The organism is Chryseobacterium sp. 14P4.3.2, from assembly GCF_057799275.1.
On the sequence record NZ_JBYOKO010000001.1, the window covers coordinates 739,212 to 759,474 of the forward strand.

At 36.5% G+C, this 20,263-nt stretch carries 16 protein-coding genes and 1 riboswitch; of the genes, 13 read left to right on the top strand and 3 right to left on the bottom strand.

Going from position 1 to position 20,263, the window contains the following annotated elements; genetic code table 11:
* The first annotated feature begins 40 nt into the window (after window positions 1-40).
* The 3 genes from AC27VX_RS03460 to AC27VX_RS03470 all read left to right on the top strand — a co-directional run bounded on the left by AC27VX_RS03460 (window position 41) and on the right by AC27VX_RS03470 (window position 2,272).
* Window positions 41-391, top strand: coding sequence for a four helix bundle protein (locus AC27VX_RS03460; protein WP_488693851.1), 351 nt, complete (start codon window positions 41-43; stop codon window positions 389-391).
* Window positions 392-458: 67 nt separating this feature from the next.
* Entirely contained in the window at window positions 459-1,781 is a 1,323-nt protein-coding gene (locus tag AC27VX_RS03465; RefSeq protein WP_488693853.1) for a DUF58 domain-containing protein, read from the top strand.
* 71 nt (window positions 1,782-1,852) lie between these two features.
* A complete protein-coding gene (locus AC27VX_RS03470; RefSeq protein WP_300688918.1) occupies window positions 1,853-2,272 on the top strand; it encodes an OsmC family protein in 420 nt (139 codons plus the stop codon).
* A gap of 64 nt (window positions 2,273-2,336) precedes the next feature.
* On the opposite strand, the gene AC27VX_RS03475 is transcribed toward AC27VX_RS03470, so the two are convergent.
* The gene (locus AC27VX_RS03475) at window positions 2,337-4,955 is read right to left on the bottom strand and encodes an MGH1-like glycoside hydrolase domain-containing protein (RefSeq protein WP_488693855.1); all 2,619 of its coding nucleotides are present in this window, start codon (window positions 4,953-4,955) and stop codon (window positions 2,337-2,339) included.
* 188 nt (window positions 4,956-5,143) lie between these two features.
* Window positions 5,144-5,250, top strand: a riboswitch (SAM riboswitch).
* A 58-nt stretch (window positions 5,251-5,308) separates the two neighbouring features.
* Between AC27VX_RS03475 and AC27VX_RS03480 the strand changes: the two genes are divergently transcribed.
* The 7 genes from AC27VX_RS03480 to metF all read left to right on the top strand — a co-directional run bounded on the left by AC27VX_RS03480 (window position 5,309) and on the right by metF (window position 14,952).
* On the top strand, window positions 5,309-6,265 hold the full coding sequence (locus AC27VX_RS03480) for an alpha/beta fold hydrolase (protein ID WP_488693857.1): 957 nt from the start codon (window positions 5,309-5,311) through the stop codon (window positions 6,263-6,265).
* Window positions 6,252-7,790, top strand: a complete 1,539-nt coding sequence (locus AC27VX_RS03485; RefSeq protein ID WP_300688927.1) for an ACT domain-containing protein — start codon at window positions 6,252-6,254, stop codon at window positions 7,788-7,790. Before AC27VX_RS03480 ends, AC27VX_RS03485 begins: the two co-directional genes overlap by 14 nt.
* Before the next feature lie 110 nt (window positions 7,791-7,900).
* Window positions 7,901-9,061, top strand: a complete 1,161-nt coding sequence (locus AC27VX_RS03490; protein WP_236857187.1) for an O-succinylhomoserine sulfhydrylase — start codon at window positions 7,901-7,903, stop codon at window positions 9,059-9,061.
* 72 nt (window positions 9,062-9,133) lie between these two features.
* Window positions 9,134-10,141: a homocysteine S-methyltransferase family protein gene (locus AC27VX_RS03495; RefSeq protein WP_236857188.1), complete on the top strand. Its 1,008-nt coding sequence runs from the start codon at window positions 9,134-9,136 to the stop codon at window positions 10,139-10,141.
* Between the two features lie 86 nt (window positions 10,142-10,227).
* Window positions 10,228-11,319, top strand: coding sequence for a fatty acid desaturase family protein (locus AC27VX_RS03500; protein WP_488693859.1), 1,092 nt, complete (start codon window positions 10,228-10,230; stop codon window positions 11,317-11,319).
* A gap of 5 nt (window positions 11,320-11,324) precedes the next feature.
* A complete protein-coding gene (metH, locus tag AC27VX_RS03505; RefSeq protein ID WP_488693861.1) occupies window positions 11,325-13,985 on the top strand; it encodes a methionine synthase in 2,661 nt (886 codons plus the stop codon).
* A 7-nt stretch (window positions 13,986-13,992) separates the two neighbouring features.
* Window positions 13,993-14,952 (top strand): methylenetetrahydrofolate reductase [NAD(P)H], encoded by a 960-nt coding sequence (gene metF, locus AC27VX_RS03510; protein ID WP_300688939.1) that lies wholly within the window; start codon window positions 13,993-13,995, stop codon window positions 14,950-14,952.
* Window positions 14,953-15,003: 51 nt separating this feature from the next.
* Here the strand turns inward: metF and AC27VX_RS03515 are convergent, their stop codons facing one another.
* Complete coding sequence (locus tag AC27VX_RS03515; protein WP_236857192.1) at window positions 15,004-15,711, bottom strand: hypothetical protein; 708 nt, start codon at window positions 15,709-15,711, stop codon at window positions 15,004-15,006.
* A 94-nt stretch (window positions 15,712-15,805) separates the two neighbouring features.
* A complete protein-coding gene (locus AC27VX_RS03520; RefSeq protein ID WP_236857193.1) occupies window positions 15,806-16,957 on the bottom strand; it encodes a hypothetical protein in 1,152 nt (383 codons plus the stop codon).
* 177 nt (window positions 16,958-17,134) lie between these two features.
* Here AC27VX_RS03520 and folE point away from each other — a divergent pair, with 177 nt between their 5' ends.
* The 3 genes from folE to cysS all read left to right on the top strand — a co-directional run bounded on the left by folE (window position 17,135) and on the right by cysS (window position 19,827).
* Window positions 17,135-17,800: a GTP cyclohydrolase I FolE gene (folE, locus tag AC27VX_RS03525; protein ID WP_236857194.1), complete on the top strand. Its 666-nt coding sequence runs from the start codon at window positions 17,135-17,137 to the stop codon at window positions 17,798-17,800.
* Window positions 17,801-17,806: 6 nt separating this feature from the next.
* On the top strand, window positions 17,807-18,238 hold the full coding sequence (locus tag AC27VX_RS03530) for a DinB family protein (RefSeq protein ID WP_488693864.1): 432 nt from the start codon (window positions 17,807-17,809) through the stop codon (window positions 18,236-18,238).
* Between the two features lie 122 nt (window positions 18,239-18,360).
* Window positions 18,361-19,827, top strand: coding sequence for a cysteine--tRNA ligase (gene cysS, locus AC27VX_RS03535; RefSeq protein WP_488693866.1), 1,467 nt, complete (start codon window positions 18,361-18,363; stop codon window positions 19,825-19,827).
* The last annotated feature ends 436 nt before the right edge of the window (window positions 19,828-20,263 follow it).

Below are 20,263 nucleotides of genomic sequence, written 5' to 3' on the forward strand. Positions count from 1 at the left end.
GGTAGCAGGTGATAGAGAGTGAATGCTTAAATTATTACATATGGCAAATTTTAAAGAGCTTTTAGTTTGGCAGAAATCTATTGATTTTGTTACTGACATTTATAGAGCAACAGAGCTTTTTCCTAAGAGTGAAATTTATGGATTGATTTCGCAAATAAGAAGAGCTGCTGTTTCCATACCATCTAATATTGCTGAAGGAAATTCAAGAAGAAGTAAACCTGACTATCTGCAATTTTTGAAAATAGCAAGAGGGAGTTGTGCTGAAATTGAAACACAGCTGACCATTTGCAAAAATCTTAATTTATTAAATGAAGAAAGTTATTTAAAATTAAATCAGGGAATTATTGAAATTACTAAAATGTTGAATGGTTTAATTAACTCCTTACAATAATAATGAAAGAGATAAAGTTAATAAGCGGCCACCTAAAACCTATAACCTGCTACCCACCACCTAAACAATGAAAAACTTATACATCAATACACGCTTTTTCCTCACACTCATCGGAGTGGGGGCGCTGTATGTCTTAGCATTTTTCTTTCCGGCATTCATGTGGGGAGCTCATATTGTCTTGTTAATATGCTTTCTTGCCCTGATGGTGGATTATCTTTTGCTTTTTAATCAAAAAAATGCCCTGCAGGCTCAGAGAATTTTACCGGAAAAACTTTCCAACGGTGATGAAAATTTTGTAAAGATTGATATTAAAAATAATTACAGTTTTAAAATCGATGCTAAAGTCATTGATGAAATCCCTTTCCAGTTTCAAAAAAGAGATTTTTTAATAAAGAAGCATATAGATTCCGGGGCCAATACTTTTTTTCAATATACATTAGAACCTAAAGAGAGGGGAGAATACCATTTTGGAGGATTGCATATCTATGCCTCGTCACCCTTAGGATTTGTTTCAAAGAGATATACTTTTCAGAAAGATGCTGCACTGGCTTCCTATCCATCTTTCATTCACCTCAGAAAATATGAGCTGATGGCGCTGCAAAGCGAATTTTTGATGGGTGGAATCAAAAGAATCCGAAAATTGGGTCATACCATGGAGTTTGAGCAGATCAAAGACTATGTTCCCGGAGATGATATCCGTACAATCAACTGGAAAGCAACTTCTAAAGCGAACAGATTAATGGTCAACCAATTCCAGGATGAGAGATCACAACGTATTTTTATCCTGATTGATAAAGGGCGAACCATGAAAATGCCTTTCAATGGATTAAGCCTTCTGGATTACTCCATCAATGCTGCTATGGCATTATCACATATTATCCTTCGCAAAGGAGACCGTGCAGGCATGATGACATTTTCAAAAAAAGCAGAAAATAAAATTGCAGCTGATAACAAATCCGGGCAGCTGAAAAAAATATCAGAAGCCCTGTATAATATTAAGACCGATTTTTTTGAAAGTGATTTTAACCGTTTGTATCAGGATGTAAAATATTCTATCAATCAGAGAAGCTTAATTCTTCTTTTTACAAATTTCGAAACACTGGACGGGCTGAACCGACAGCTTAAATACCTTCGTGGGATTGCTAAAAACCATTTGCTGGTAGTGGTATTTTTCAAAAATTCTGAATTGCAGACCCTGACCAGTAATAATCCTGAAAATATGCAGGAAATATATGACGAGATTGTGGCTGAAAAATTCGAATTTGAAAAGAAACTGATCATTCAGGAACTTCGTAAATATGGAATTTACACTGTATATACACTTCCTGAAAACTTGAATATTGACGTTATCAATAAATATTTGGAGATAAAAGCGAGAGGAATTTTATAACTTTGCGAAGTAAATAATCAATTTATATTTTGACACTACTTGGTGTCTTAATGTTTTTAATCTATTGAATAATGAAAATAACACTTAACAGAATAAACGACGACTTTTTATTTGAATGTACCAATGCTCAGGGAAACTCTATCCTTCTGGATAACACTTCTCAACCGGGAGCAAAAGGAGTTTCTCCAATGGAAAGTGTTTTGATGGCAGTAGCAGGATGCAGCGGGATTGACGTAGTCTCTATTTTAAAGAAACAGCGCCAGGACATTAAAGGCTTTCAGGCAGAAGTAGAAGGAGAGAGAATTCAGGTAGATGATGCAAAACCTTTTAAATCCATTAAAGTTAAATTTCTTTTAGAAGGGGAAGTAGATCCTAAAAAAGCGTTGAAGGCTGCCGAACTGTCTTTTGAAAAATATTGTTCCGTATCAAAAACCTTAGAACCGAATGTTGAAATCGGGTATGAAGTATATGTGAATGGAGAAAAAATTTAATCTCTTATTTTAAAAAATAGAAAAACCGGATATTTTATCCGGTTTTTTATTATCACCACTCATCTTAAAAATTGAGTTTTGGTTTTATCAGTTTTGCTACAGTAGCAGTCCATCCCGTTTGGTGGGAAGCTCCTACACCCCGTCCGTTATCTCCATGGAAATATTCAAAGAAAGTAATATAATCTCTGAAATGCTCATCGTAATTAAACTTTGGATTTCCACCATTAAAAGCCCGTTGCCCATGTTCATCTTTTAAAAATATAGAGCAAAGCCTTTTACTTATGTTTTGAGCAACCTCATCCAGGTTTCTCTTATCGCCGCTTCCGGTTGGAAGTTCTACCTTTAAGCTGTTTCCATAATAATAATGGAAGCGCTGCAAACTTTCTACAATCAGGAAATTGATAGGAAACCAGATCGGGCCACGCCAGTTACTGTTTCCTCCAAACATCCTGCTGTCACTCTCTGCAGGAGTATAGTACACTACATTTTCAGCCCCATGAACAGAGAATATGAAGGGATTTTCTTCATATACTTTAGACATAGCCCGGATTCCATAAGTACTTAAAAACTCTTTTTCATCAAGCATTCTGGTGAGAACCTTAGTCAGTCTGTTTTTTCGAAGGATACTCATCAGATGCTTTCTGCCTTGCCCCTCCTCATCCCAATGAGAAACAAGCTTGGTAAGCTCCGGTTTATTTTTTAAGATCCATTCCATTCGGGTTTTGAAATTAGGCATCTTTTCCAGTAATCTGTGATCTACAATCTCTACTGCGAATAAGGGAATTAAACCGACAATACTTCGTAATTTCAAAGAAACACTGTCGCCATTTCCAAGCTGCAGAACATCATAAAAGAATCCGTCCTCCTCGTTCCATAAACCTTTTGTTCCTTCTCCCAGATTTTCCATCGCTTCAGCGATATAAAGATAATGTTCAAAAAATTTGATCGCCATATCTTCGTATACCTGGTAATATTGAGCCAGTTCCATCGCAATTCGCATCATATTTAATGCATACATTGCCATCCAGCTTGTTCCGTCAGCCTGTTCAAGATGCTGTCCGTCTTTTAACTCCATGTTCCGGTCAAAAGCACCGATGTTATCAAGCCCGAGGAAACCGCCTCCGAAAATATTTTTACCGTTCTTATCCTTACGATTCACCCACCAGGTAAAATTAAGAAGAAGCTTCTGGAAAACTTTCTCTAAGAATAATAAATCAGGTTTACCATTGTTTTTTTCATCAATTTTAAAAACACGGAAGCAGGACCATGCATGTACCGGAGGATTCACATCACTCATATTCCATTCATACGCCGGCAGCTGTCCGTTAGGATGCATATACCATTCTTTAGTCAGTAATAAAAGCTGCCCTTTGGCAAACTCTGCATCAATGATAGAAAAAGGAACACAGTGAAATGCCAGGTCCCACGTAGCATACCAGGGATATTCCCATTTGTCAGGCATGGAAATAATATCCTTATTGTGAAGATGATTCCATTCCGTATTTCTTACATAGTCATTAAAATTCCTTGGAGCCTCAAAATTTGGATCCCCTTTCAGCCACTTTCCGACATTATAGTGATAGAATTGTTTATTCCAAAGAAGTCCGGCAAAAGCCTGTCTTTGTACATTCTTCTCATCTTCGTTTACAGTATCATACTGAACCTCGGTGTAAAAATCTTCAGCTTCCGTTTTTCTGATCTCGAAGATTTCATCAAACCCAGCAAAAGGTTCATTTGTTTCGACTGGACATAATCTGAATTCAAAAACTTTAGACTGGCCTGCCTCAATCATTTCATCAATCAGAAAAGAAGCTTTACTTCCTCTTTTTTCCGGATTTACCGTATTGGTCTGATGAATAAGAAAATTATTGATTCCATCTTTGAAATAACTATTTTCAGCCAAAGGAGCTCCATAAAGCTTTGAAGTATTGGTCTCATTCTCACAAAATACACTTTGTGCATTTCCATTTTTCGAGTATATTTTTTTGATTGAAATACTGTCATGCCCAATATTAATGCTTCCGTCATGAGAATCCGCATTCAGTGCTCCCTTATAAGTATTGTAGCCCCATTTCCAGTTATTTCTGAACCAGGCGGTCGGTATTACGACAATGGGTGCATCATGCTGGCTTCTGTTGCAGATAGTAACTCTGGCCAGAATATCGTTGTGATCTGCTTTACAGTATTCAATAAAAATATCAAAATACTCATCATTATCAAAAATTCCTGTGTCAAAAATCTCATACTCCGGGTCTTTCTTGCCACGCCTTCCATTTTCTGTAACAAGATCATCATAAGGAAACTCTCCGATAGGGTACTTGTACACCATTTTCATATAGCTATGAGTGGGAGTGTTATCCAGATAATAAAAAATCTCCTTAATATCTTCACCATGATTCCCCTGTGGATTGCTCAATCCAAAGAAGCGTTCTTTTACAATTTTGTCCCTCTTATTCCAGAATGAAAAAGCAAAGCAGAAAAGCTGTTTAACATCAGAAATTCCTGCAATACCTTCCTCGCCCCATCGGTAAGCGTAGCTCTCCGCATTATTGTGATTGGTATGGTTCCATGCATTTCCGTTGGTACTGTAGTCTTCACGTACATTGCCCCATTGCCGGTTGCTTACATAAGGTCCCCAGTTTTTCCATTTGGTATCTTGTAATCTTTCCTTTTCGGCAGTCATATATCATCATTTTTCCATACGAAGTTAGTTTTTTTGAAAAATAATTCCAATTCCTTTTATCTGAATAATTATTAATATTGCTTTGAAACACTTGTGTTTAAAGGCTTTTAAAAATATTAAATTATTTTTTTTTTGAAATTAAAAGAAAATAGCTACCTTTGCACCATTCGTTCATTCAAATATTGAAAATGTTATCAAGAAAGGTTGAGGGATTAGACCCTATGAAACCTTAGCAACCCTTTGTGCAAGCAAAGAAGGTGCTACGTTCTACCAAATAATTTTGGACAGATAACTTACTGAAGTTCTTTTCAGCCATTTCCTGTGGCATTTTCAATTGTATTAAAATAATAGAATTGAAAACAGAACTAAACTACATTAATCTTTCGTATCAAACGAATTCCAAAAAGGAATATCATATCTCGTTAAGCTATCAGCTTTTCGGGAAAGACCCGTTTACAGCTCCCATCATCCTGATCAATCATGCCCTTACCGGAAACTCTGCAGTTTCAGGTGAAAAAGGCTGGTGGCAGCAGTTGGTAGGCGAAAACCAGATCGTTGATACCAATAAATACACAGTTCTTTGTTTTAATATACCCGGAAACGGTTACGATAACTTTTTAATTGAAGATTATGAAGATTTCACCCCTTCAGATATAGCCGGTCTATTTCTGAAAGGTCTTGAAGCTTTACAGATCAAAAACTTATATGCCATTATTGGAGGCTCTCTGGGAGGAGGTATTGCATGGGAAATGCTTGCAAAACAACCTGCACTTGCAGAGATTTTTATCCCTATAGCTTGTGATTACAGAACTCACGACTGGCTTCATGCCCAATGTATGGTTCAGAAATTTTTATTGAATGATAAAGATGAACCTTTACAAAAGGCAAGAATCCATGCCATGTTATGCTACAGAACTCCACAATCGCTCAATGATAGATTTCAAAATAAATACAATCAGGAGAAACAGCGCTTAGAATCCGAAGACTGGCTGGTTTATCACGGTAATGCGCTAAACGAAAGATTTAGTTTAAAAGCATACTGGCTGATGAATCATCTTTTGATGAATATTAACGCAAATGAAGCCGCTCTGGAGAAGATAGAAGCACGAATGCACATGATCTCCGTAGATACAGACTTATTCTTTCCAGCCTCTGAAATCCGAATGTGCTTTGAAAAGCTGAAAGAGAAAAATAAGAATGTCTCTTATCATGAGATCCAATCAATACACGGGCACGATGCCTTCCTAATGGAATATCAACAATTAAATAATATCATAAAAAACATTTTATACAGTAATGAAAAAGGTTAACGAAATAAAGTTTTTAAAGAACAGATCAATCATCAAATTTGAAGGAGAAGATTTCTTAGGTGAAATCGGAATTGACGGGCGTATTTTTAAAGCGCTTACTTTAGCGCGTATCAGTGTAGGAGTAATTTCCCAGCAAGCGATAGAAAACGGAATCTCAATATTGGTTCAGGAAGTGGATGCGGAAAAAGCAGTAGCTTGTCTTATTGACGAATTCGAATCAGAAAGAAAATCAGGAAAAGTATCACAGATTTATAGCATCAACAATGTTTCTGTAATAGGTTTCGTCGCAGAAGATTTTAATAAAGTTCTTGCAGAATTGGCCAGAAATAATGTCTTTCCGTTGCTGTTAAACCAGATAGCAGGGGAAAACAGAGTCAATATAGTTGTTACCTCTTCACAAGATGAAAAAACTAAAAATATTATAGAATCTGAAATTTTCAAAAAGCCTAAAACCGTTCATTTGGCTATTATTGGCCATGGAAATGTAGGGAAAACTTTGATCAATCAGGTATTAGAATCTTCTGATGAGATCAAAAGACGTAAAAATATAGACCTTAAGGTAGTGGCTGTAGCTAACTCCAGAAAAATAGCATTCAACAAAAAAGGATTTGAATCTAACTGGAGTGATGAGGTGCTTACAGCAGAACATCCGTCAAAAGTTGAAGAGCTGATTAATTTCTCCAACGAAAATCAACTGGAAAACCTGATCGTTGTTGACAATACAGCAAGTAAAGATTTTGTCAAAAACTACCATACGCTGGCAGAAAACGGCTTTGACCTTGTTTCTTCCAATAAAATTTTCAATACACTGCCTATCGAAGAATACCGCAAGTTGAGATATACTTTGAATAAAAAGAACAGACGTTACCTCTATGAAACCAATGTAGGAGCAGGTCTTCCATTAATTGATACAATCAAATTATTACACCTTTCAGGAGAAAATATTACAAGAATTAAAGGAGTTTTCTCCGGAACATTGAGCTATGTTTTCAATAATTTTTCTTTGAGAAACGATAAATTTTCAACCATTATCAATGAAGCGTTAGAAAAAGGCTATACCGAACCGGATCCAAGAGAAGATTTATCAGGAAATGATGTGGCAAGAAAATTATTGATCCTGGCAAGAGAATTAGACTTAATCAATGAATTCTCAGATATTAATATCCAGAACCTTGTTCCTGAAAGCTTACTTGAAGTTTCAAAATCAGAGTTCCTTACAAGGCTGGAAGAATTAGACGAAGAATATCAAAAAATCAAAGAAAATCAGGAGCCGGGTCATGTATTGAGATATGTAGGTGATTTGCATGGTGATCTTCAGAAAGAGAAAGGAGAATTGGATGTAAAATTGATTTCTGTTCCTGCAACTTCAGCATTAGGACAATTGAAAGGTTCAGATTCCATCTTTGAAATTTATACAGAAAGCTACGGTGAAAACCCAATCGTTATCATGGGAGCCGGAGCTGGAGCACTGGTAACAGCAAGAGGTGTTTTTGGAGATATTTTAAGACTAAGTGAAACGAAATAATATTAAGGCAACAGTATAATAATGTAGCAGTTTACCAATGATGATCATTCTAAGCAAAAGCGAAGAATCTCATGGTTAGACTGCTGCATTGGTCAATTAATTAAAACTATATGGAAAATTTTGAAACATCAGCAATAAGAACGCAGACAGAAAGAACTCAGTTTGATGAGCACTCCACACCATTATATCTTACATCCAGCTTTATCTTTCAGGATGCAGAAGATATGAGAGCCAGCTTTGCCGAAGAAAAATCTAAAAACCTGTACAGCCGGTTTTCCAATCCTAATGTAACAGAGTTTACAGAGAAAATTGCAAAAATGGAAGGTGCAGAGGCTGGTTATGCATTTGCAACCGGAATGGCAGCAATTTATTCTACATTTGCTGCATTATTAAATGCCGGAGATCATATTGTAAGCTGCCAGTCGGTTTTCGGGTCTACTCATACTTTATTCACAAAGTATTTCCCGAAATGGAATATTGAAACCACTTATTTCAAAGCAGAAGATGCACAGAATGTAGAACAGTATATTAAACCGAATACAAAAATTTTATACCTTGAAACTCCTACCAATCCCGCTATTGAAATTCTGGATCTTGAGTTTTTCGGACAGATTGCGAAAAAACATAATCTTATTTTTATTGTAGATAACTGTTTTGCAACACCTTATCTTCAACAGCCAATCAAATATGGTGCAGATGTTGTGGTACATTCTGCAACGAAGCTGATTGACGGGCAAGGAAGAGTTCTGGGAGGAATAGCAGTAGGAAAAGAAGACCTGATCAGGGAAATTTATCTATTTGCAAGAAATACAGGACCTGCATTATCTCCTTTTAATGCCTGGGTATTATCAAAAAGTTTGGAAACGTTGGCAATCCGTGTAGAAAAGCATTGTGAAAATGCGTTGAAGGTAGCTGAGTTTTTAGAGAGCCATCCGAATGTAGAACTTGTAAAATATCCATTCCTGAAATCTCATCCAAGTTATGAAGTAGCCAAAAAGCAGATGAAGCTTGGAGGAAATATTGTTGCCTTTGAAATCAAAGGTGGAATAGAAGGTGGTAGAAACTTTCTGGATAAGATACAAATGTGTTCACTTTCTGCCAATTTAGGTGATACAAGAACGATCGTTACGCACCCGGCGTCCACTACCCATTCCAAACTTTCAGATGAAGAAAGAAATGAAGTAGGGATTACAGCAGGACTTGTACGTTGTTCAGTAGGATTGGAAAATGTGGATGATATCATTGCAGACCTTAAACAGGCTTTAGATTAATTCAGGAGAAACGGGCTTTGTCCCGTTTTGATGATCAAAATATCCAACGGCTTTAGCCAAAATAGATAAAAAATGAAAAATTCAGAACCATTATATAAAGCTTTAACGGAAAGAATTTTAATCCTCGACGGTGCAATGGGGACAATGCTTCAGCGTTATAAATTTGAAGAAGAAGACTACCGAGGAGAACGTTTCAAAGACTGGGAACATCCTGTAAAAGGAAACAATGACCTGCTTTCTCTGACACAGCCTTACGCAATAGAAGAAGTTCACAAAAAATATCTGGAAGCAGGAGCTGATATCATTGAGACCAATACGTTTTCAGGAACAACAATTGCCATGGCAGACTATCATATGGAGGATCTCGTGTATGAACTGAACTATGAGTCCGCAAAAATTGCCAGAAAAGCTTGTGATGAATACACTGCAAAAAATCCGGATAAACCGAGATTTGTTGCCGGATCTATCGGTCCAACCAACAGAACGGCAAGCTTAAGCCCTGATGTGAATGATCCGGGCTATAGAGCCATCACTTTTGAAGAATTGCGGGTAGCTTATAGACAACAATGTGAAGCTTTGCTGGATGGAGGATCAGATATTCTTTTGGTAGAGACCATTTTTGACACACTGAATGCTAAGGCAGCTTTGTTTGCCATTGACGAATTGCAGGAAGAAAGAGGTATTGAAATTCCCATTATGGTGTCCGGAACGATTACCGATGCATCAGGAAGAACCTTGAGCGGTCAGACTGCTGAGGCATTTTTGATCTCTGTATCCCACCTGAATTTGCTAAGTGTAGGATTCAACTGTGCATTAGGAGCAGATCAGCTTACTCCTTATCTCGAAACATTGGCTCATAACTCAGAATTCTATATTTCAGCTTATCCTAATGCAGGTCTGCCAAATGCTTTTGGAAAGTATGATGAAACACCGGAAGATATGGCAAGACAGATTAAAGAATATACAGAAAAAGGATTGATTAATATTATCGGAGGATGTTGTGGTACTACACCAGAACATATAAAAGCGATTGCTGATTTGGTAGAAAATTATCCACCAAGAAAATTGAAGGAATTTTAGTTATTTGATAGATTTTTTTAATTAAAATCAATAATGTCCGCTGAATTATAAATATTAACTTTAAATAAATCATAAAATCTATTCAGATGGAAAAGCCGATTTATTTAAAAGATTCAGATGATGCCCGATTGTTTAATGAACTCAGAAAGAAAGTGAACCAAAGGGTACAAGCAATTCCTGAGAACAGGGATATCTACATTCAGATCAAAGCTATTATACTGCCGCTGATCTATGTGAGTTTATACTTCGTTGCTGTTCTTAATGCTGAAAAGCATTGGATTTATATTCTTAGTTTTATTGCAATGGGAATTTTTTTGGTTTTGATTTATTTAAACCTGATTCATGAAGCCGCCCATCATAATATATACAAAAGTAGAAGGTTGAATGAGATGGTATTGCACATTTTTGATTTTGTGGGAGCCAATTCCTATATCTGGAAAAAAAGACATATAGCAAGCCATCATGCTTATCCGAATGTAGATGGATGGGATACAGATATTGAACAGAGCGGGCTGCTTTTAATAGTTCCATGGATAAAAGCTAAAGGGATTCAGAAATATCAGGATAAGTTCTTCTTTTTAGTATATCCGTTGTATTTATTCAACTGGATGTTTATAAGAGACTTTAGAGATTTTTTTGATAAGGAAAGAGTGATTTTGAAAACCCAGGGAAGAATACCTGTTAGAGAAAAAGTAAAAATGATCAGTTATAAGTTATTCTACTTTTTTTATCAGATTTTGATTCCTGTCGTGTTCTTTAAAGTATCCGTTGGTCTGGCACTGGGAGCATGGTTTTTACAGGTAATCTCAGCAAGTATTTTTGCTTTGTTTGTTTTATTACCCTTGCATCCGCTTCCTGATAATGCTTTTCCAAGACTGGATCAGAAAAACGGACTTCCGTTTAGTTGGCTTCGCCATCAGCTGGAAGTGACTAATGATTTAAAAGAAAATAACTGGCTGGTAAGAAACGTATTGGGGAATTTTAATTTTCATGTTGCCCATCATCTGTTTCCGAACTACAGCTATATGTATTACAATGAGATCACAGAAGAGATTGAAGGCTTTGCCAGAGAACATGGTTTAGCTTATAAAAGATTTCCACTGTTTGCCGCTTTAGGTAAGCATAGAGATTTATTAAGGCAGAATGCAAATAATGCCTACTATATTTTAGAAGAATAAAATCGATGAAGTATTTAAGATTATCAGGCCTTGAGCCTCTTATCATAACCCCGGAAAGTAATTTCATCAATGTTGGTGAAAGAACCAATGTTGCCGGGTCCAAAAAATTTTTAAGACTTATAAAAGAGGAGAAATTCTCTGAAGCATTAGATATTGCCCGCCATCAGGTAGAAGGAGGAGCCCAGATTCTGGACGTTAACTTTGATGATGGACTGATTGACGGAAAAGCGTCAATGATTAAATTTCTGAACTTAATCGCTTCAGAACCGGATATCTCCAGAATCCCGATCATGGTAGACTCCTCCAAATGGGAAATCTTAGAGGCAGGTCTGCAGGTTGCCCAGGGAAAATGTGTGGTAAACTCAATCAGTCTGAAAGAAGGGGAAGAAGAATTTATCAAACATGCCAAAGCCATTAAGAGATATGGTGCCGCTGTAATTGTAATGGCATTTGATGAGGTTGGACAGGCAGATAATCTTGAAAGGAGAAAAGAAATCTCACAACGGTCATATGATATTTTGGTCAATCAGATTGGTTTCCCTGCAGAAGATATCATTTTCGATTTAAATATTTTTCCCGTTGCAACAGGAATGGATGAACACCGGAGAAACGCCATCGATTTTATCGAAGCAACGCGATGGGTAAGGCAAAATCTTCCTTACGCCTCTGTAAGTGGGGGAGTGAGTAACGTTTCATTTTCATTCCGTGGAAATGATACCGTAAGAGAAGCAATGCACTCCGTATTCCTTTATCATGCGATCCAGGCCGGGATGAATATCGGTATTGTAAACCCAGCGATGCTGGAAGTTTATGATGAGATCAATAAAGAACTTCTTGAGCTTGTAGAAGATGTAATTCTTGATAAAAGAGAAGATGCTACAGAAAGACTTCTCGACTATTCTGAAAAACACAAATCAGTAAAAAAAGAGAAAACCGAAGACCTGGAATGGAGAAATAAACCGTTACAGGAAAGGATTACCCATGCTTTGGTAAAAGGAATTGACCGTTTTATTGAAGAAGATGTAGAAGAAGCCAGACAATTAGCGGCAAAACCCCTTCATGTGATAGAAATTAACCTAATGACTGGAATGGGAGTTGTAGGAGACTTATTTGGAAGCGGGAAAATGTTTTTACCACAAGTTGTAAAATCAGCAAGAGTAATGAAAAAGGCAGTTGCTTATTTGCAGCCTTACATTGAAGCTGAAAAAGACGGCTCAAGACCTGCCAACGGAAAAATCCTGATGGCTACAGTAAAAGGAGATGTACATGATATCGGAAAGAACATTGTAAGTGTAGTTTTAGGATGTAACAACTATGAAATCGTAGATCTTGGTGTTATGGTTCCTGCCGAAAAAATTATCCAGACAGCTATTGATCAGAAAGTAGATGTCATTGGATTAAGCGGCTTGATCACTCCAAGCTTAGATGAAATGGTGTATATAGCCTCAGAACTGGAAAGACAGAATCTGAATTTCCCTTTACTGATTGGTGGTGCTACAACTTCAAAAGCTCATACCGCTGTGAAAATAGATTTAAAATATAAAAATGCTGTTGTTCATGTTAATGATGCTTCACGGGCAGTAAATGTAGTAAGTTCATTATTGGGTGACCGGAATAAAGAATATGTTTCAGATCTGAAGAGTGATTATTCAGACTTCAGAGAAAAATTTCTGAACAGACAGGTAGACAAAGACTATGTTTCTATTGAAGAAGCAAGAGATAATCGTTTCAAAATAGATTGGAAAAATGAAGATATTTTCATCCCAAATAATCTAGGTATAAAAGTAGTTGAAAATCAGGACCTGAGAGAATTATTACCTTTCATCGACTGGTCGCCATTCTTCAGAAGCTGGGATTTACATGGGAAGTACCCGAATATCTTAGAAGATGAGGTCGTAGGTGCTCAGGCTAGAGAATTATTCAAAGATGCCCAGGTTATTTTAAAGAGAATCTTAGACGAAAAGCTTTTAACAGCAAAAGCAATCTTTGGAATTTTTAAAGCTAATTCAAATGAATCCGATGATATTTTAATTTTTGATCAAAATAATAAAGAGCAGGCTAGATTTTTAACACTAAGACAGCAGGCTCAAAGATCAAAAGGAAAAGATTACCTGGCGTTAAGTGATTTTATTGCCCCTCAGAGCTCTGGTAAAACCGATTACATGGGAGCTTTTTGTGTAAGTACAGGCTTTGGGACAGATGAACTGTCCACAGAATATGAAAAAGCCCATGACGATTATAATTCGATTATGGTAAAAGCCCTTGCTGACCGTTTCGCAGAAGCTTATGCCGAGTTTTTACATAAAAAAGTCAGAACAGAATATTGGGGGTATGCAGTCCAGGAACAGTTGAGCAACGAAGATTTGATTGCTGAAAAATACAAAGGAATCCGTCCTGCACCAGGTTATCCGGCTTGTCCTGATCATTTGGAAAAGAAAACCATCTGGGATCTTTTAAAAGTAGAAGAAAATACCGGTGTGTTTCTTACAGAAAGCTTAGCCATGTTTCCTACAGCGTCAGTTTCCGGATACTATTTCGGAAGCCCGCACGCAAAATATTTTGGCTTAGGAAAAATTACAGAAGACCAGCTTAAGGATTATGCTGCAAGAAGAGGTTGTAGCATGCAGGAAGCAAGAAAATGGTTGTCACCCAATTTAGCAGATTAAAATTGACATGAAGATAACAGAACACATTAAAAACGCAAATGGAAAAACTTTATTCTCCTTAGAAGTCGTTCCACCACAAAAGGGGATTGGTATTGAAGACCTCTATACGAATATAGATCCGTTGATGGAATTCAAACCTCCTTTCATTGATGTTACTACTTCAAGAGAAGAATATATCTATCTTGATAAAGGGAATGGATTGATGGAACGCCGTATTACCAGAATGCGCCCCGGAACCTTAGGGATTTGTGCCGCGATCCAACATAAATATAACGTAGATACTGTTCCGCATCTTCTTTGTGGTGGCTTCACCAAAGAGGAAACAGAATACCTTCTGGTAGATTGTATGTACCTTGGAATAGAAAATATAATGGCCTTGAGAGGTGATGCAATGAAAGGACATCAATATTTTGAGCCTACACAGGGAGGACATGCCAGTGCAATGGATTTGGTCAATCAGATTAATGATCTGGGAAGAGGGAAATACCTGCATAATGAAGAACAGGTTTGTGACGAGCTTAATAAATTCTGTGTTGGAGTAGCCGGATATCCGGAAAAACATATGGAAGCTCCCTCCATGAATTATGACCTGAAGTGGCTGAAACAAAAAGTAGACGCCGGAGCAGATTATATCGTCACCCAAATGTTCTTTGACAATAAAAAGTATATTGAATTCGTTCAGAAAGCAAGAGAAATGGGAATCACAGTTCCGATTATTCCCGGAATTAAGCCCATAGCGACAAAGAAACACTTGAAAATCCTACCTCAGGTATTCAAAATAGACCTTCCTGAAGAGCTGATCAATGAAGTCGAAAATGCAAAGAATAATGAAGCGGTAAAGCAAATCGGAATAGAATGGGCAATTGCCCAATGCAGAGAACTTTTAGACTTTGGAGTTCCGGTTTTACATTTCTACTCAATGGGTAAAAGTGATAATATTAAAAAAGTAGCCGGTGAGCTATTCTAATAAAAGTACCATAAATGAAAGAAACCCTGTGAATATTCACAGGGTTTAATTTTATGCATTTAAAAAAGCAACTACTTTTATTAGATCTTCTTCTTTATTCAATTTAATGTTATTGGACTTAATGAATGTTTCTACAGTTTCTTTTTTACCAGGAAAGACCTCCAGAATATCTTTTATTTTTTTAGGTTTTTTTATAAAACCCTGCTCTGTACGGATATAATAAACCGGATCTAAAGCTTTGAAGAAAGCTGCTTTATCGGATGCGTAAGAATTGGCAGCCGGAACAGCATCATTAAACTTAGTCTTTACCTTTTTGTATAGTTTATTTTTACCGTTTACAATCTCAAAAAAATAACCGCTTAGTTCATCGTTTGTCTGTAGAAATACTAAAGTATTCTTAGGCGAAGCTATTTCAATTCTGGCATACTGATCTTCTTTGGGAAGAACTAATGGTTTTCCTTCTTTTTGGAATTCTATTTCATCCGTATAGCTGTTGTATCTTACAGGTACCTTATCAAAGTTTTCTGCTACTTTAGCCATGAAGAATTCAGTATTATAATAAGGTGAACCAATAATTTCATCATATTTTAATGCTCTTCCTGAATTTTCTGATTTTACTCCGAATACAGCATGGTCACCACCAAGGCTATTTACAGAAAGAGTACTTGAATAGTTAGGCTGGTAAGAGCCAGGTGTTAAATTTTGGGCATTAATGATACCAAATGCAGCGGATAAAGCGCATATAATTACTTTTCTCATTTTGAGTTTGTTTTATTTAAGTTTGTTCAATGGTTAGGTTCAAAAATACTATTTTTTTATTATTTAAAAAATGATGCAATAAAAAAATTACGGATTATAAGGTCGAATGCCTCTCAAACGCTCTGTTTCTGTCAAATAAATATCGGAAAGTAGCCAGTTTTCTGGTGACTGTGGTATCAAGAGTTTCTGCAATCTTAACCATTTTAGGATTGAAATCACCAATCCACTGAAGCTCCGTAGTTGTGAAACCCGTATGCTTTCTTAAATGTTGGGTGCCTTCCCAGATCATATACCCATCAATCCCTTTCTTTTGCCATTCCGGTACCACACCGAAGACAAGACCAACCATTTTTTCATTCTTTTTAAACCGCTTTAACAACAAAAATTTAAGCTTTTCAAAAATTCCGAATTTTCCATTTAGATATTTAAACCATTGGTTGAGGTCAGGAATATTGATCCACATTGCGATGGGGGTTTCATTCTCATACACAAACCAGGAGATGTGCTCATTGATAATAGGTTTCATGGTATTAAACATTTTCAGTACTTTAGCTGCTTCCAGCTGCTTCCCTTCACCATGAGAGGCCCATGCTTTATTATAAACTTCAGTAAAATCTTTAGCAAACTTAGACAGATTATTCTTCTTCATCGGCCTTGCGGAGATGGCAGGATTTCTTCTGTTTTTTTCATGCGCAATGGTAAAAACCCGCGAAACTTCTGCAAAAATAGGCCTTGTAAAGCAGAGCTGCTCAAAATAAATTTGAAAACCATAATTTTCAAAAAGTTCCCTGTAATAAGGAAAGTTATAGTTCATTCCAAACAAAGGTTCAATAAATCCTTCTATCAAAAGCCCCCAGAATTTATCACGTTCACCAAAATTAATAGGTCCATCCATTGCTTCAATTCCTCTGTCCTGAAGCCAATTTTTACAGTGGTCAAATATAAAATTAGCAGCTTCCTGATCATTAATACAGTCAAAGAAACCTATTCCTCCCGTTGGCTGCTTCTGCTCATAGCAGGAATTGATAAAAACGGCAACTTTGCCAATCGTTTTACTATTTCTTTTAAACAAAAACCTTTTACATTCTCCATTTTTGAAGAACTTATTCTTTTCAGGATCAAAGACTTCTTCAATATGCTTATCTAAAGGACGGATATAATTTTTGTCGTGTTGATAAAGTTGTGCAGGGAATTCAAGAAATTCCCTCTTATGGTTCTTGTTTTGTACTTCTTCGACAATAATCATATACTTTTTAATCAGAGTAGGTTATAAAAGATAATGTTTTTCATCCCAATTGAAACCTTCATGATTCAAATTATAGAAATCATAGAGGTTCCTGACGATCCAAAAAATTAATAAAAAACTTTCGGAAAAAATAGAGGAATGGATATTATCCGTATTTTTGCTGCAAATTAAATAAAAATGGTTGATTTTACTGATAACGACGATGATATTTTCACTGGAAAAGAACATACGCCTATAAGGGAAGATGCTTTTGATAAATCGCCACAGGAAAAAATAGAAAAAATTACTGCGCTTTTTGGAGAAATTATGGAGACCCTGGGATTAGATATGACTGATGATTCCTTAAAAGATTCCCCAAAGCGTGTTGCCAAGATGTATGTGAATGAAATTTTTGGAGGACTTCTCCCTGAAAATAAGCCGGGTATATCTACTTTTTCCAATAAATATAAATACCGTCAGATGTTGGTAGAAAAAGATATCACGGTATATTCATTCTGTGAACATCACTTTTTACCTATTATAGGAAGAGCACACGTTGCTTATATCTCCAACGGAGAAGTAATTGGTCTTTCAAAAATTAACAGAATTGTGGACTACTACGCCAAAAGACCACAGGTTCAGGAAAGATTGACCATGCAGATCGTAAATGCTTTAAAAGAAGCATTGGGAACGAAAAATGTAGCTTGTATCATCGATGCAAAACACCTTTGTGTAAACTGCAGAGGAATAAAAGATACAGCAAGCTCCACTATTACAGCAGAACTCAGTGGGATCTTCAGAACAAATCCTATTACAAGACAGGAATTCTTACATTACGTAGGGAGCCATGCAAAACTGGATTAACACGAAATGAAATATCAGATCCTTAGAGATATCACGGATAATGAGCTTCAGAGATTTCAAAATATCACTGAAGTAGAGTGGTCAGAGAAGATCTCACCTGATAAATGGTCTAAAAAAGAAATTATTGGGCATCTTTGTGACAGCGCTTTTACGAATATCCGTAGATTTGTAGTCACGCAGTATAAGGAGAACGAGAATATTGTATACGATCAGAACGCCTGGGTGAAAGCTCAGGACTATCAGAACGTTCCGACATTAGATTTGATTCACCTGTGGAAGGCTTTAAATGATCAGATTGCTCATATCGTTGAAAATATTCCTGATACAGCACTGCAGAGAACTTGTGATACCACAAAAGCAGAACCTCGGGTTTTGACATTGGAATTTATGATCAATGATTACCTGAATCATCTGCAGCACCATTTAAAAGCGATTTAATTATGATAAAATTTAAAAAAATTTCAGATAAAATTTTCATCACAACGATTATTTGTTGTGACAGAATTATTTTTTAACTAATTTTTGAATCTTGAATCATTAAATCTTTTAACTTAAAATAAATGCAATTAAAAATATATAACTCTCTTACAGCAGAAAAAGAAATATTCAAACCTATTTTAGAAGGAAACGTAGGAATGTACGTCTGCGGACCTACGGTGTACAGCAATGTACATTTGGGAAATGTAAGAACCTTCCTTTCTTTTGATTTTATTTACCGTACCCTAATGCATTTAGGGTATAAAGTAAGATACGTTAGAAATATTACAGATGCAGGACATCTTACCGATGACGGAAATGTAGATAATGACAGATTCGTAAAGCAGACCAGACTAGAAAAACTGGAACCAATGGAAATCGTACAGAAATATACAGTGGATTTCCATAAAGTTTTGGATATGTTCAATCTGCTTCCTCCAAATATTGAACCTACAGCTACAGGACATATTGTAGAACAGATTGAGCTGACTCAAAAGCTGATTGATAGAGGATTTGCCTATGAAAGCAATGGCTCAGTATACTTTGACGTACTGGAATACAATAGAAGAGGTCTGAACTACGGTGAACTTTCAAAACGTAACATAGAAGAACTTTTTGCTAATACCCGAGACCTGGACGGTCAGGGTGAGAAGAAGAATCCTCAGGATTTTGCCCTTTGGAAGAAAGCATCCCCAGCTCATATTATGAGATGGAACTCCCCGTGGGGAGAAGGATTCCCGGGATGGCATCTTGAATGTACAGCAATGAGTACAAAATATCTAGGAGAAACCTTCGATATCCATGGTGGAGGAATGGATTTAAAATTCCCACATCATGAATGTGAAATTGCACAAGGGAAAGCTTGTAATGATACTGCTCCCGTTAATTACTGGATGCATGCCAATATGCTGACGATGAATTCCCAGCGTATGAGTAAATCTACAGGAAACTATATTCTTCCGACGCAGTTGGTAACCGGAGATAATGACTTCTTTGAGAAACCTTTTCATCCGTCAATTGTACGTTTTTGCTTTCTGCAGGCACATTACAGAAGCGTTCTGGATATTTCCAATGATGCCATGATGGCCAGCGAAAAAGGATTTATCAGATTGATGGAAGCCGTAAAAGTATTAAACTCAGTTACTCCTGACGATACAAAACAGTCAGGCTTCAGTCTTAAAGAATGGAAGAACAAATGTTATGACGCATTAACAGATGATTTCAATTCACCAATCCTGATTGCCCACTTGTTCGAAGCAGTAAAATATATCTTCGCTCTAAAAGATGATAAAGAGACAATATCTACAGAAGATCTTGAAGATTTAAAATCTACATTGAATGCCTTTATCTTTGATGTTCTGGGATTACAGTCTGTAGAAGAAAATAATAATGAAAAGCTTGATCAGACCTTGAAAGTATTGATCGAACTTAGAAATCAGGCAAGAAAATCTAAAAACTTTGACCTTTCAGATCAGATTAGAGACAAATTGCTTGCTGAAGGAATTGAATTAAAAGATGGAAGAGACGGAACATCATATGTTCTGAATTAAGAATTTCATCCATATCTTATATTCACATTCCGTAGGATTCCCTGACACTCAGGATTCTTACGGAATGTTTTTTTTTGCTCGTGGAAATAGAATTATAGGCAAATGTATACCTTGTTTTACTATTTTTATAAGGAGCTTTATCCTGCTATTCATTTATACTCCTCACTCCCAAACCTCCCTTCGCTCAAACCCGACAGCATTCCCTTTCCTGTTGCGGGGTAACCATTCCTATCAGGGCTATGGTTTTTTATCATTCTTATAAATGATCTCCGGAAAATAATTAATGATACTGTCCATTATAGTTGAAAAGTTGAATCAAAGGAATAAATAGATACAATATAAATAGGAGAGAAGTGATAATAGGCGTTTCCCTCTACGCTATATAATATAGATGTCTATTTATATATATAGGTAAATCATATCATTTTCCCCTCAA

Bases quoted from the DNA above. Each gene is read 5' to 3' on its own strand.
- folE (WP_236857194.1), top strand. From the start codon at position 17,135: ATGGTTGATTTTACTGATAACGACGATGATATTTTCACTGGAAAAGAA.
- AC27VX_RS03500 (WP_488693859.1), top strand. From the start codon at position 10,228: ATGGAAAAGCCGATTTATTTAAAAGATTCAGATGATGCCCGATTGTTT.
- metF (WP_300688939.1), top strand. From the start codon at position 13,993: ATGAAGATAACAGAACACATTAAAAACGCAAATGGAAAAACTTTATTC.
- AC27VX_RS03490 (WP_236857187.1), top strand. From the start codon at position 7,901: ATGGAAAATTTTGAAACATCAGCAATAAGAACGCAGACAGAAAGAACT.
- AC27VX_RS03520 (WP_236857193.1), bottom strand. From the start codon at position 16,957: ATGATTATTGTCGAAGAAGTACAAAACAAGAACCATAAGAGGGAATTT.
- cysS (WP_488693866.1), top strand. From the start codon at position 18,361: ATGCAATTAAAAATATATAACTCTCTTACAGCAGAAAAAGAAATATTC.
- AC27VX_RS03475 (WP_488693855.1), bottom strand. From the start codon at position 4,955: ATGACTGCCGAAAAGGAAAGATTACAAGATACCAAATGGAAAAACTGG.
- AC27VX_RS03515 (WP_236857192.1), bottom strand. From the start codon at position 15,711: ATGAGAAAAGTAATTATATGCGCTTTATCCGCTGCATTTGGTATCATT.
- AC27VX_RS03460 (WP_488693851.1), top strand. From the start codon at position 41: ATGGCAAATTTTAAAGAGCTTTTAGTTTGGCAGAAATCTATTGATTTT.
- AC27VX_RS03530 (WP_488693864.1), top strand. From the start codon at position 17,807: ATGAAATATCAGATCCTTAGAGATATCACGGATAATGAGCTTCAGAGA.
- AC27VX_RS03470 (WP_300688918.1), top strand. From the start codon at position 1,853: ATGAAAATAACACTTAACAGAATAAACGACGACTTTTTATTTGAATGT.
- metH (WP_488693861.1), top strand. From the start codon at position 11,325: ATGAAGTATTTAAGATTATCAGGCCTTGAGCCTCTTATCATAACCCCG.
- AC27VX_RS03485 (WP_300688927.1), top strand. From the start codon at position 6,252: ATGAAAAAGGTTAACGAAATAAAGTTTTTAAAGAACAGATCAATCATC.
- AC27VX_RS03465 (WP_488693853.1), top strand. From the start codon at position 459: ATGAAAAACTTATACATCAATACACGCTTTTTCCTCACACTCATCGGA.
- AC27VX_RS03495 (WP_236857188.1), top strand. From the start codon at position 9,134: ATGAAAAATTCAGAACCATTATATAAAGCTTTAACGGAAAGAATTTTA.